Origin of the sequence: Actinoplanes auranticolor (assembly GCF_018332655.1) — a bacterium.
In the GTDB taxonomy this organism is placed as follows: domain Bacteria; phylum Actinomycetota; class Actinomycetes; order Mycobacteriales; family Micromonosporaceae; genus Actinoplanes; species Actinoplanes auranticolor.
Window position 1 is genome coordinate 31,450 of sequence record NZ_BOQL01000011.1, and the last position, 12,723, is coordinate 44,172.

Consider the following 12,723-nt stretch of genomic DNA (forward strand, 5'->3'; position numbering starts at 1 on the left):
TTGTTGGGATTCCCGCCAAAGTAGGGCGGGTGCGGGACGCTGTCAATTGGGAGCACGCGCTGGTGACCGGCAACGGGCGGCAGGGCGCGCTCTGCTGGGGCACCGCGGCCGAGGTCCGGCTGACCGTCTCGCACGAACGGCTGTTCCTGCCACTCCGGGCTCCCTTGCCGGCGCCGGACACCGCGACGATCCTGCCGCGGCTGCGGGACCTGCTCGATCAGGGGCAGTACGCGCGGGCGGCGCGGGAGGTGTGCGAGCACGCAGCGGCCGGCGAGCCCGCGTACGCGGAGACGGTCCGGATCGATCCCCTGGTCGGCGCCGCGACGCTCACCGTGCGCCCCCGCCGCCCGGCCGCGAACCTGGTGCGCAGCGTCGATCCGGCCACCGGCCTGGTCGTCCTGCGCTGGCGGGACGACTGCGGCGAGACGCGGGTGGAGGTCTTCGCCTCACGCCCGGCCGACGCGATCGTGGTCCGGCTGTCCGGTCCCGGTGGCTTCGCCGGCCACCTGGCGCTGAACCTGATCGACGGCTCGCCGCCGCGCCCGGTCCGGGCCCGCACCGGCTCCGGCACGGACGGCATCCTGCTGACGGCCGAGTTCGACGCGGCGTGGCCCGGCGCGCCGCCCGGCTACCGGGTGCGCTGCCGGGCGGTGGCGGGCGACGTCGACGGCTCGGCGGTGCGCTCGGACGCCACCCTGATCATCCGGACGCTGCTTCCCGGCGAGCCCGAGCCGGACGTGCCGGGTGACTTCGACGTTCTGTTCGCCGCGCACCGGGCCGCGCACGGCGAGCTGATGGGCCGCGTCCACCTGGATCTGGCCGGGGATCCCGCCGACCGGGCCGCCCCCACCGCCGGGCTGCTGGCCCAGCCGGTGGGCCCGGCCCTGGTGGAGCGGCTGTTCGAGGCCGGCCGGTACGCCGTCGTCAGCAGCACCGGCGAGCTGCCCCCGACACTGCAGGGGGTGTGGAGCGGCACCTGGACGCCCCCGTGGTCCAGCGGCTACACGCTCGACGGCAACCTGCCCGCCGTGGTCTCCGCGCTGCTGCCGACCGCGACGCCGGAGCTGCTGCTGCCGGTCTTCGACCTGCTCGAGGCCCACCGCGACGACCTGCGCCACAACGCCCGCCGGCTGTACGGGGCCCGCGGCCTGCTGACCCCGGTGCACCTGTCCACCCACGGCCGGCAGAACCATTTCGGCCCGGTGTGGTGCCAGACGTTCTGGACCGCGGGCGCAGCGTGGATGAGCCGGCTCTACGTGGACTACTGGCGCTACACCGGCGACCGGGCGTTCCTGCGGGACCGGGCGCTGCCGTTCCTGCGCGAGGCCGCCGAGTTCTACCTCGACTTCGTCCAGGTACGCGACGGCACGGCGCTGTTCAGCCCGTCGTACTCACCGGAGAACGCCCCGGCCTCGACCGGCTCGCAGGCCTGCGTCAACGCCACCATGGACGTCGCCGTGGTCCGCGACCTGCTGACCAACCTGCTGCGGTACGCGACCGGCGATCCGGCCGCGCCGGCGTGGCGGTCGCTGCTCGCGGCGCTGCCCGGCTATCGCGTCGCGGACGGGCTGCTGGCCGAGTGGTGCCACGAGGGGCTCGACGACCAGCCCGCACATCGGCACGCGTCGCACCTGTGGCCGCTCTGGTACGAGCCGGATCCGCTGATCACCGAGGATCCCGTGCTGCGTGCGGCCGCGGTGGCCACCGTGCGGAGCCGGCTGGCCTGGTGGGCGGGCGCGGAGTCCGACGAGATGGGGTACGGGCTGGCCCAGCTCGGGCTCGCGGCGGCCGCGCTGGGCCTGGCCGAGGAGGCGTACGGCACGGTCGTGACGATGGCGAGCCGCTACTGGCGCGACAACCTGGTGCCCACGCACAACCGGGACGCCCTGTTCAACGTGGACATCGCCGGTGGCCTGCCCGCGGTCGTCGCCGCGATGCTCGTCCGTTCGGCGCACGGCCGGCTGGATCTGCTGCCGGCGCTGCCCGGGGCCTGGCCGCGTGGCCGGGTCACCGGGCTCGCCGCCCGCGACGCGATCCGGGTCCGGGAGCTGAGCTGGGAGCCGGGCCGGGCCCACGCAGTGCTGTGGGCCGCCGAGCGCACCGCAGTCGTCGTGGGCGCCCCGCCGGGGATGACCATCGGCGGGGCGCCGCAGGTGACGCTGTCGCTGCCGCCCGGGCAGCCGGTGACGGTCCTGCTCAGCCCTTGACCGCTCCGACGATCACTCCGCGGGTGAAGTGCCGCTGCACGAACGGGTAGACCAGGGCGATCGGGGCCACGGTCACCACCACCACGGCCATCTTGATCGCCAGGGTGGGTGGCAGAGTGGCTCCGACCGCGCCCGAGGTCTGCGGGGCCTGCCCGGCCAGGATGTAGCTCTGCAGGATCCGCTGGATCGGGAACTTCTCGTTGTCGTCGATGTAGAGCAGCGCGTTGAACCAGATGTTCCAGTAGCCGACTGCGTAGAACAGGCCCACCACCGCGACCACGGCCCGCGACAGCGGCAGCACGATCCGGAGCAGGATGCGGAACTCCCCCGCCCCGTCGATGCGTGCGCTGTCGAGCAGCTCGCCGGGGATGTTCTGGAAGAACGCCCGGACCACGACCAGATTGAACACGCTCACCGCGCCGGGCAGGATCAGCGACCACAGGCTGTCCTTGAGGCCCAGCCCGGTCACCACGAGATAGCTCGGCACCAGCCCGGGATAGATCAGAAAGGTCAGCAGGAAGTAGAAGAGCAGGCCGCGGTGCCACACCGAACCGGGCCGGGACAGGCCGTAGGCGGCCAGCACGGTCAGCACCAGGCTGAACGCCGTGCCGACCACGGTCACCAGGGTGCTGACCAGCAGCGCCTTGCTGATCTGCCCGCCGGAGAAGATGATCCGGTACGCCGAGAAGTCGAGCTCGCGCGGCACCACCACCAGGCCACCGGCGGCGTTGATCGTGTCCCGCGACGACAGGCTGGTCACCAGCACCACCCAGAGCGGCACCAGCACGGCCAGCACGACGGCCGTCAGCACCACCCCCTTGGCCGTCTGGCCGGCGATCCCGGGATCCTCCTCCCAGGCCGGCCGCTCGGGATGCCGGCGGCGCGACGCGCGCAGATTCGTGGTCGCGGTCATGATCGCGAGTACACCCCCCGTTCGCCGAGCATGTGGGCGACCTTGTTGGCCGCCAGGATCAGCACCAGCCCGACCATCGCCTTGAAGAGCCCGGCCGCGGCGCCGAAGCCGTAGTCGCCGGTGGCGATGGACTGGTGATAGACGAAGGTGTCGAGCACCTCGGCGGCCTGCCGGCCGACCGCGTCGCGCTGCAGCATGAACTGCTCGAAGCCGACCGACAGGGCGTCACCCAGCCGCAGGATGAGCAGCAGCACGATCACCGGGCGCAGGCTGGGCAGGGTGATGTGCCACAGCCGGCGCCAGCGGCCGGCGCCGTCCACGGCCGACGCCTCGTACAGGTTGGGGTCGACCGCGGCCAGCGCGGCCAGGAAGACGATGGTGCCCCAGCCCAGGTCCTTCCAGACCGCCTCGGCGGTGACCAGCACGATGAAGGTGTCCGGGTTGGACATGATCTCCGGCGGAGTGATCCCCGCGTCGCGCAGTTCCTGGGAGAGCAGCCCGGCGCCGCCGAGCATCTGCACGAAGAAGGTCACCACCAGGACCCAGCTGAAGAAGTGCGGCAGGTACACGACGGTCTGCACGAAGCCGCGCAGCCGCCGCGACAGGATGCTGTTGAGCAGGATCGCCAGGGCGATCGGCAGCGGGAAGAAGAAGACCAGCTGGAACGCGGTGATGGACAGCGTGTTCCACAACGCGTCCCAGAACGCCGGATCGGCGAAGAGGTCCCGGAAGTTGTCCAGGCCGACGAACGGGCTCGAGGTGAGCGCCTGCAGCGCATCGTCGCCCAGGTACGGGTTGTAGTCCTGGAAGGCCACGATGTTGCCCAGCACGGGCAGGTAGTGGAAGAGCAGCAGAACCACCGCGCCCGGCGCGACCATGGCCAGCAGGGGCCAGTCCCGGCGCAGCCGGGCGCGCAGTGGTGAGCGCCGCGGCCGGCGAGCCGGACGGTCGCGCGGTGGCCGGGGTGACCCGGCCGGTTCCGGTGGCAGGGCGGGAGCCGGCCGGCTGGCCTGATCGGCGCTCATTTACCGGCGTCGGCCAGCGCCGTGCCGAGCATCTGGCGGGCCTCGTCACCACCCGCCGCGCGCCACTCCTTGACCACCGCGTCCAGGTCGCTCAGCGGACGTCGGCCCCGGACGATGTCGGTGATCTTGTCCTGGGTGGGCACGTTGGCCGCCTTGAACTTGGCCGGCATCTCGAACTTGATCCCGTCCCACGGGTCCTTCTCCAGGTACTTGACCGTCTCGTTGGAGTACGCCAGCACCTGCGGCACGAACTGCGGGGTCTGCGGGTACGGCGGCAGCACCGGGCTGCGGCCGCTGATGAAGAAGTACTGGTTCTGGATCTCCTTGAAGCCCAGCTCCGTCTTCACCGGGCCGGCCGCGTCGCGGGTGTGGTGCCGGCCCTCGACGCCGAACTCGCGCAGGTCGAACTCCTTGGTGCCGAACGGGGCCGAGCACCAGTTGATGATGCGCAGCAGCTCCTCGACGCGGGCCTTGCCGAGGCCCTTCTTGATGAACAGGTACGAGATCGGCTCGTCGTCGCCCCACGCCAGCGGGTCGCCGCCGGTGGCGGAGAAGAGCGGGACCGGCTGGATGTTGAAGCCCGGCGTGATCTTCTGCTGCTCGGCCTGCATCGGCTGCCACATGCCCGGGCCGTCCTGGTGGAACAGGATCTTGCCGCTCTGCAGCAGCTGCTTGGCGTCGGCGCCCTTGCTGGCCACGATGTCGGGGTGCACGTAGCCGGCCTTGTAGAGCCGGGCCATGACCTCGGCGGCCTGCCGGTACTCGGCCGTCTCGTACTTGAACTCCGGCGTGCCGTCGGCCTTGAGCCGCCAGCCCTCCTCGGTGCCCGGGGCTTTGTGGAACATCTGCACCATGGCGAAGATGTCGGAGTACGCCCAGACGCCCTTGCCGGGGTTCGTCACCTCCTTGCCGATGGCGAACAGGTCGTCGACGCTCTTCGGCGCGGTCAGCCCGGCCTTGTCCAGCAGGTCCTTGCGGTGGAAGAGCGCCCACGGGAACGGGCCGTCGGTCGGGTTCGGCACCGCCATCAGCCGCCCGTTCCAGCACGACTCGCGCCACGCCCCGGCCGGGAACGTGGCCAGCATCGGATACGCCTGCACCGCACTGCCCTGCAGGTACGGCGTGAGGTCCTCGAAGAGCGCGCCGACCGCGTCGCTGAACCGGGCCAGCTTCTCGACCTCCCAGTTCGGCACGCAGAGCAGGTCGGGGACGTCGCGGGCGCCCAGGATCGCACCGAGCTTGTCGGCGTACGCCTGGCCGTCCTGCGCGCTGAAGTCGATGGTCGCGCCGAGCTCGGCGTTGATCGCGGTCAGGTAGGAGTTGCTCCTGCCCGACGGCGGCGCGGGACCCCAGACCGGCACCATGGCCCGGATCGCCGGCCCCCCGGTGCCGGGCTTGTCGGCGATGGCGTCGACCAGCTGGGCCGGGTACTTGGTGTAGCCGTCCGGGACCGGCCGGGTGCCCTTGATGTCGGGCTGGGGCATCCCGGGGAAGGGCTTCTGCTCCGGGATCAGGGCGGAGAGCTTGTCCAGGTTCTGCGTGCCGCCACCGCGGGTGGCTTTGTCGCCACAGCCGGCCAGCGTGCCTCCGCTCGCGACGGCGACGGCGCCGAGACCGAGCAGGCTCAGGAAGCCCCGGCGGTCGGCGGAGGGACCCGTGGGTGGTGTCACGACGTGCTCCTCGATAAACGGTCGACGGGAGCGACGGCCTCCCGCTAGAGTTTGTTTAGCTTGTAGCCAAACAAATTAGCCGACCGTCGATGGACCCACAAGAGCTGCCCGCGCCCGGTGCCGGGGCGGTGCGGCATGATGAACGGGCCGGCCGGGGAAGGCCGGCGGCGAGAGGCAGGACTGACGTGATCAGTACGCACGGCATGACGCGGCCGGCGGACTTGTCCGACGTGAGAACGACGAACCTGGCAGTCGTACTGCGGTTCGTCCGGACCCATGCGCCCTGTTCGCGGGCGGACATCGCCGCGTCCACGGGCCTCAACAAGGCGACTGTCTCCAGCCTGGTCACCGACCTGCTGGAACGGCGCCTGCTGCGCGAGACCGGACTGACCGAGAACAGGATCGGCCGGCCGGCGTCGATGCTGACCCTGCAGAGCCGGCCGTACGCGGCCATCGGGATCGAGGTGGCCGCCGACCATCTCGTCGCGATCGCCGTCGACCTCACCGGCGAACGGTTGCTGACCTGGCGGCGGGCGTACCCCGGACTGGACGGCACCCCCGGGCGGGCCGAGGCCGCCGTCGCGGCACTGGCGGGCCGGGTGGTGGCGAAGATGGCGGCCCAGGAACGCCGCGTGCTCGGACTGACCGTCGCCGCGCCCGGTCTGGTCGCGCCCGGGGGCGGCGTCCGGTTCGCACCGCATCTCGGCCGCGCGGAGCTGGACCTCGGCGCGGCCCTGGAACGCGGACTGCGCCATCCGGAGTTCGAGGTGGTGATCGACAGCGCGGCCAATCTGGCGGCGCTCGCGGAGTACCGCGGCGGCGCCGACGCCGACACCCCGAACCTGCTGGCCCTCATCGGCGGCGTGGAGATCGGCGTGGGCATCGTCGCCGAGGGCCGGGCGCTGCGCGGCCACCGCGGCTTCGCCGGACAGGCCGGCCACCTGCAGGTGGACTGCACCGGCCCGGCCTGCCGATGCGGACGACAGGGCTGCCTGGAGGCCGTCGCGGGACTGCCGGCGCTGGTCCGCCGGACCCTGCCGGACACCGAACAGGACGGCCCGGTCGTCGACTTCGCCCCGGAGCTGGACCGGATCGCGGCGCTGGCCGGCAACGGGGACGCCCAGGTCACCAAGGCGCTCACCGAGATCGGCACGATGCTCGGGCGGGGCGTGACCATGCTGGCCGAGCTGCTGGACCCGCAGGTCGTGGTGCTCGGTGGCAGCTTCGCCACGCTCGCGCCCTGGCTGCTGCCCGCGGTCGAGGCCGAGCTGGCGTCCCGCGCGCCGGGTGACATCGGCTGCCGGGTGACCGCGTCCACTCTGCACCCGGACGGGGCCGCACTGGGCGGCGCGATGCTGGCCCTGGACCGGCTCGAGGCGGGGAAGCTGCCGGCCCCGGCGGCGTGAGCGCCCGCCGGGCATCGACGGATCTCGCCGTACCCCTTGACCGGCGTCGATGCCTGGTGCCAACCTCAGAAGGCTCCGCCGTAACACGGATGTAACTCCCTCATCCCGGCGGAGCCTTTTCCGGATCCTCATCGAAGCGCTTCGACGGTCCCACCGCAGCCACGGCCGGGCCCGCACCGCCTCGATCCCACGCCGAGGAGAACGCGCCCCATGACCGACCCGGTCCGCGGCACCTTCCAGGACCCGGGCAGGCCGCTGCCCGACCGGGTCACCGACCTGCTCAGCCGGCTGACTCTGCCGGAGAAGGTGGCGCTGCTGCACCAGCACCAGGCCCCGGTTCCGCGGCTCGGCGTCGGGCCGTTCCGCACCGGGACCGAGGCGCTGCACGGGGTCGCCTGGCTCGGCGAGGCGACCGTCTTCCCACAGTCCGTCGGGCTCGGCAGCACCTGGGACCCGGAGCTGGTGCGCCGGGTCGGCGCCGCGGTCGGCGACGAGGTGCGGGGCCTGCACCACAAGGACCCGGCCGGCGTGGGCCTCAACGTCTGGGCGCCGGTGGTCAACCCGCTGCGGGACCCACGCTGGGGCCGCAACGAGGAGGGGTACGCCGAGGACCCCTGGCTCACCGGCGTGCTGGGCACCGCGTACGCGCGCGGACTGCGCGGCGACGACCCGCGCTACCTGCGGACCGCACCGACGCTCAAGCACTTCCTGGGCTACAACAACGAGACCGAGCGGCACCTCACGTCGAGCGACCTGCCGCCGCGGGTGCTGCACGAGTACGAGCTGCCGGCCTTCCGCGAACCGATCGCCACCGGGGCGGCGGTCGCGGTGATGGCGTCGTACAACCTGGTGAACGGGCGGCCGACGCACCTGAGCCCGTTGCTCGCCGAGGAGCTGCGCACCTGGACGACCGACGACGTGCTGGTCGTGGGCGACGCGTACGCCTGCAGCAATCTCGCCGGCGAGCAGGGCTATCTGAGCGACCACGCGGCCGCGTTCGCCGCCGCGCTGCGCGCCGGGGTGGACTGCTTCACCGAGGACGCCGCGGCGACCCTGGAACGGCTGCACGAGGCGCTGGAGCGAGGGCTGCTCACCGAGTCGGACGTGGACACGGCGGCGGGGCACATCCTGGCGATCCGGTTCCGGCTGGGCGAGTTCGACCCGGACGGGCCCAACCCGTACGCGGCCACGACGGCCGCGGTGGTCAACTGTGCCGAGCACCAGCGGCTGGCCCGCGAGGCCGCCCGGAGCAGTGTCGTGCTGCTCAAGAACAGCGACGCGGTGCTGCCGCTGGCGCCGGACGCGACGGTGGCGGTACTCGGGCCACTGGCCGGCACCGTGCTGGCGGACTGGTACAGCGGCACCCTGCCGTACGCGGTGACCGCCCACGCCGGCCTGGCCGAGCGGCTCGGCGAGCAGAACGTGCGCACCGCGGAGGGCGTCGACCGTGTCCGGCTGCGCACCGCGACGGGGACGGTGCTCGCGGGCGACGGCCCCGACGGCGCCCCGCTGCGGGTCGGCGAGACGACCACGGGCCCGGCGGCCGGTTTCGACCTGCTGGACTGGGGCGGCGGCACCATCACGCTGCGCGCCGCCGCCAACCGCCGCTATGTACGGGCCGACGAGAGCGGCAGCCTGGTCAACGACCGGCCGGAGCCGGGCGAGTGGGTGGTCCGCGAGACCTTCGAGCCGATCCGGCACCGGGACGCGGTGGTGCTGCGGCACCTGGCGAGCAACCGGTACGTGGTGACCGGCCCCGACGGGGTGCTGCGCGCGGACGCCGCCACCGAGGACACGGCCACCGCCTTCACGCTGGAGCTCGCGGAGGACGGGGTGGCCGCCGCGGCGGCGCTGGCCCGGGACGCGGACGTGGCGCTGGTGCTGCTGGGCAACCATCCGATGGTGGCCGGGCGGGAGACCGAGGACCGGATCGACCTGGCACTGCCCCCGCGGCAGGAGGCGTTGCTGCGGGCCGTACGGGCGGCCAACCCCCGGACCGTGCTGGTGCTGACGAGCAGCTACCCGTACGCGGTGGGCTGGGCCCAGGAACACCTCCCGGCGCTGGTGTGGTCCGCGCACGGCGGCCAGGAGTCCGGGGCCGCCCTCGCCGACGTGCTGCTCGGTGCGACGCCGGACGGTGAGCCGGTGGAACCGACGGGCCGGCTGCCGCAGACCTGGTACCGCGGCGCCGACGAACTGCCGGACCTGCTCGACTACGACATCATCGGCAGCGACGCGACCTACCTCTACTTCCGGGGCCGGCCGCTGTACCCGTTCGGGCACGGCCTGGGCTACACCCGTTTCGAGCACCACGACCTGCGGCTGAGCGCCACCGAGGCGGCGCCGGGCGAGCAGGTGGAGATCAGCGTCGACGTGGTCAACGTGGGCGAGCGGGCCGGCACCGAGATCGTGCAGTTCTACACCCGGCAACGCCGGTCCCGGGACAAGCAGCCGCTGCGGCAGCTGCGCGGCTTCCGGCGCGTACGGCTGGCCCCCGGCGAGCGCGCCACCGTGACGATGCCGCTGCGCGTGGACGACCTGGCGTTCCACGACGTGGTCCAGGACCGGCCGGTCGTCGAGGCGGCCCGGCACTCCGTCCTCACGGGCCGCTCCTGCACCGACATCACGACGACCGCCACCCTGACCGTGCACGGCGAGGTCCTCCCCGACCGGCGCGCCGGCGACGACGGGCTACGGGCGGCGAGCCGCGACGGCGAGTACGGCACAGCCCTGACCGACGAGGGCCCGCAGCGGGGGGACGCGGTGGTCGCCGTGCGCGACGGCGCCTGGCTGGCCTTCGACCGCGTCGACTTCGGCGCGGGCGGGCACCGGATCACCGCGGCCACGGCGGCGGCGGACCCGGGCGCCCGGATCGAGGTACGGCTCGACGAACCGCTCTCCGGCCCGGTCGCGGCCGTGCTGGACGTGCCCGCGACGACCGGCCGGCACGACTGGATCGAGGTGGCCGCGCCGCTGGCCGGGGCGACCGGGCAACGCGACCTCTACCTGGTCTTCCCGAGCGCCGGGGCCCGGCTGAGCGGGGTGCGCTTCAGCTCGGTGGAGTGACGGATCGGCCGGCCGGTGGGCGTTGCGCCGCGCCGGCGTCCGGTCACAGCCGTCGTTCCCCGTCGGCGCCGGCGTGATCGTCGCAGGTCCGCCGGCGCCGGTCAGCAGTCCGGGGACCAGCCGTCGGCGCCGGCGAGGAAGGCCGTGACGGTACAGCCGGCCGCCTCGGACCGGGTCAGCTGCGGACGGTCCGGCGTGACCAGCGCGCCCGGGCCGCGGTTGTGGTACTCGGCGAAGCGGGCCTCACGCCACGACCAGGCGCCGAAGTCGCTCCACGGGGCCGCACCGATGTGCGCGCCCAGCCACGAGTCGCGGATGACCGTCTGGCCGATCGCGTTCGGATCCTGGCCCGGGTGCCACGGCCGGCCCAGATGGACGCTGGCCGGTGGGGCGTCGGAGGTGAACGTGCAGGCCGAGAAGAGCAGGCCGTACGGGTTGGCCACGCTGGTGCTCGGCGCGGTCACGTAGCCGTTGCCGGTGGCCGAGCCGCGGTCCAGCGAGTGGATCCGGCACCGGTCGAAGGCAGCCGTGCCGCGGCCGAAGACGAAGTCCACATCGCCCTCGACGTAGCAGCGCCGCAGGTAGATCCGGGCGGGCACGTCGGCCGCCGGGCTGTTCACGTACAGGGTGTCCTGGTTGCCGAGGAAGCGGACGGTGTCGAACTCGAGGCGGTCGGCCCGGGTCAGGACGGCCACCGCCTGGCGTCCGGTGATCTCCGGGTGGGCGGCCTCGTCGAAGGAGTTCGCGAAGGTCAGGTTCCGGGCGGCGAAACCGGCCCCGTCCACGGTGACGGAGGCGCTGCCCGAGGTGCCCCAGGTGCCGCCGTCCGGGCGCGGGGTGCCGTTGGCCCGGTCATCGGTGATCACCACCTGGTCCGGGCGCCGGCCACGGCCGCGCAGCAGGATGTTCGGGCGGTCGGCCGGGATGATCACCTGGCCGCGGTACGTGCCCGGGGCGATGTCGATGGTGAAGCGGGCGGTGTTGCCGGCCGGTACGGCGTCCACGGCCGCCTGGATCGTGGTGAAGTCGCCGCTGCCGTCCGAGGCCACGGTGCTCCGCGGACCCGGACGGGCCTGGGCTGAGCGCCCGGCGGTCAGGGAACCGGTGGCGATCGCCGCGCCGGAGGTGGCGGCGAGCCTGATCAGGGTGCGGCGATCCATGCGGACTCCTGCCGGGTGGAGCGCTCCGGGTAAGCGCTTTCCCGCCGACCGTAGGAGTCGCAGCCACGTCCGTCAATGCCTGGGATCGGCGAGAGCCGGGCCAGAATGCCTGGCCCGGCTCCGCCGCTGAGGGGACGGCTCACGCCCGCCGGCTCACCACAGGATGCCCGGCTGCGGGATCTCGGCCCCGACAGCGAAGAAGTCGTGCCACTTCACGCCCGTACCGGCGAAGGCGCGGCCGGTGGAGCGGGCCACGTAGACGTCGGCCGCCGCCCCGCGGGTGAAGGTCACGATGTCGTCGCGGCCGTCGCCGGTGAAGTCGCCCGTGCCGGGGATCTCCGCACCGACGGCGAAGAAGTTGTGCCAGCGCACGCCGGTGCCCACGAACGACGAGCCGCGGGAGAGCGCGACGTAGACGTCGGCCGCCGCCCCGCGGGTGAAGGTCACGATGTCGTCGCGGCCGTCGCGGTTGAAGTCGCCGACCGAGGCCAGTTCCGAGCCCACGGCGAAGTAGTCGTGCCACTTCACGCCCGTGCCCGCGAACGACGACCCGGTCGACAACGCCACGTACACGTCCGCCGCCGCACCCCGGGTGAAGGTCACGATGTCGTCCTTGCCGTCACCGTTGAAATCACCGACCGCCGGGGTCTCCGCACCCACCGCGAAAAAGTCATGCCATTTCACGCCGGTTCCGGAGAACGACGACCCCGTCGACAACGCCACGTACACATCCGCCGCCGCACCCCGGGTGAACGTCACGATGTCGTCCTTGCCGTCACCGTTGAAATCACCGACCGCCGGGGTCTCCACACCCACCGCGAAAAAGTCATGCCATTTCATCCCCGTACCCGAGAACGACGACCCCGTCGACAACGCGACATACACATCCGCCGCCGCACCCCGGGTGAACGTCGCGATGTCATCCTTGCCGTCACCGTTGAAATCACCGACCAATGGCGTCTCGGCACCGACCGCGAAAAAGTCATGCCATTTCACGCCGGTTCCGGAGAACGACGACCCCGTCGACAACGCCACGTAGACGTCGGCGGCCGGGCCGCGGGTGAAGGTGACGATGTCGTCCCGGCCGTCGCCGTTGAAATCGCCGGCCACGCCGCTGAAGCCGCCACCGGCGGGCGGCGCCGCCGACGCCGGAATGGCCGGGATCTGCGCGGTCATCGTGACGGCCGTGACTGCTGCGAGCGCCAGGAGGCGCCGGTTGATGTGCATGGTTCTCCCCGTTCTGACGGAACTGAATGGATGGGTGCTGCCGCAGAAA

At 72.7% G+C, this 12,723-nt stretch carries 8 protein-coding genes; 3 read left to right on the top strand and 5 right to left on the bottom strand.

From position 1 onward, the window contains the following. The first annotated feature begins 29 nt into the window (after window positions 1–29). Window positions 30–2,207, top strand: coding sequence for a glycosyl hydrolase family 95 catalytic domain-containing protein (locus Aau02nite_RS05110; protein WP_212987147.1), 2,178 nt, complete (start codon window positions 30–32; stop codon window positions 2,205–2,207). On the opposite strand, the gene Aau02nite_RS05115 is transcribed toward Aau02nite_RS05110, so the two are convergent. Genes Aau02nite_RS05115 through Aau02nite_RS05125 form a run of 3 tightly spaced genes read right to left on the bottom strand, consistent with a single transcriptional unit; the run spans window position 2,197 to window position 5,815 of the window. Beyond that, window positions 2,197–3,120 carry a carbohydrate ABC transporter permease gene (locus Aau02nite_RS05115; protein ID WP_212987148.1) on the bottom strand — a complete coding sequence of 308 codons (924 nt, stop codon included), beginning with the start codon at window positions 3,118–3,120 and terminating at the stop codon, window positions 2,197–2,199. The two genes, Aau02nite_RS05110 and Aau02nite_RS05115, sit on opposite strands and share 11 nt — an antisense overlap. Then, window positions 3,117–4,145, bottom strand: a complete 1,029-nt coding sequence (locus Aau02nite_RS05120; protein ID WP_212987149.1) for an ABC transporter permease — start codon at window positions 4,143–4,145, stop codon at window positions 3,117–3,119. The genes Aau02nite_RS05115 and Aau02nite_RS05120 overlap by 4 nt, the downstream gene beginning before the upstream one ends. Next, complete coding sequence (locus Aau02nite_RS05125; RefSeq protein ID WP_212987150.1) at window positions 4,142–5,815, bottom strand: extracellular solute-binding protein; 1,674 nt, start codon at window positions 5,813–5,815, stop codon at window positions 4,142–4,144. Before Aau02nite_RS05125 ends, Aau02nite_RS05120 begins: the two co-directional genes overlap by 4 nt. Window positions 5,816–6,045: 230 nt before the next feature. On the opposite strand from Aau02nite_RS05125, the gene Aau02nite_RS05130 reads away from it, so the two are divergent. Both Aau02nite_RS05130 and Aau02nite_RS05135 read left to right on the top strand, forming a co-directional pair. After that, window positions 6,046–7,221, top strand: coding sequence for an ROK family transcriptional regulator (locus tag Aau02nite_RS05130; RefSeq protein ID WP_246594914.1), 1,176 nt, complete (start codon window positions 6,046–6,048; stop codon window positions 7,219–7,221). Window positions 7,222–7,431: 210 nt separating this feature from the next. Next, window positions 7,432–10,287, top strand: coding sequence for a glycoside hydrolase family 3 protein (locus Aau02nite_RS05135; RefSeq protein ID WP_212987151.1), 2,856 nt, complete (start codon window positions 7,432–7,434; stop codon window positions 10,285–10,287). Window positions 10,288–10,388: 101 nt separating this feature from the next. On the opposite strand, the gene Aau02nite_RS05140 is transcribed toward Aau02nite_RS05135, so the two are convergent. Next, entirely contained in the window at window positions 10,389–11,447 is a 1,059-nt protein-coding gene (locus Aau02nite_RS05140; protein ID WP_212987152.1) for a pectinesterase family protein, read from the bottom strand. Between the two features lie 153 nt (window positions 11,448–11,600). Beyond that, the gene (locus tag Aau02nite_RS05145) at window positions 11,601–12,674 is read right to left on the bottom strand and encodes an FG-GAP repeat domain-containing protein (RefSeq protein WP_246594915.1); all 1,074 of its coding nucleotides are present in this window, start codon (window positions 12,672–12,674) and stop codon (window positions 11,601–11,603) included. Between the last annotated feature and the right edge of the window lie 49 nt (window positions 12,675–12,723).

Coding starts and splice junctions, on each gene's coding strand:
- Aau02nite_RS05115 (WP_212987148.1), bottom strand. CDS start 3,120: ATGACCGCGACCACGAATCTGCGCGCGTCGCGCCGCCGGCATCCCGAG.
- Aau02nite_RS05120 (WP_212987149.1), bottom strand. CDS start 4,145: ATGAGCGCCGATCAGGCCAGCCGGCCGGCTCCCGCCCTGCCACCGGAA.
- Aau02nite_RS05135 (WP_212987151.1), top strand. CDS start 7,432: ATGACCGACCCGGTCCGCGGCACCTTCCAGGACCCGGGCAGGCCGCTG.
- Aau02nite_RS05140 (WP_212987152.1), bottom strand. CDS start 11,447: ATGGATCGCCGCACCCTGATCAGGCTCGCCGCCACCTCCGGCGCGGCG.
- Aau02nite_RS05145 (WP_246594915.1), bottom strand. CDS start 12,674: ATGCACATCAACCGGCGCCTCCTGGCGCTCGCAGCAGTCACGGCCGTC.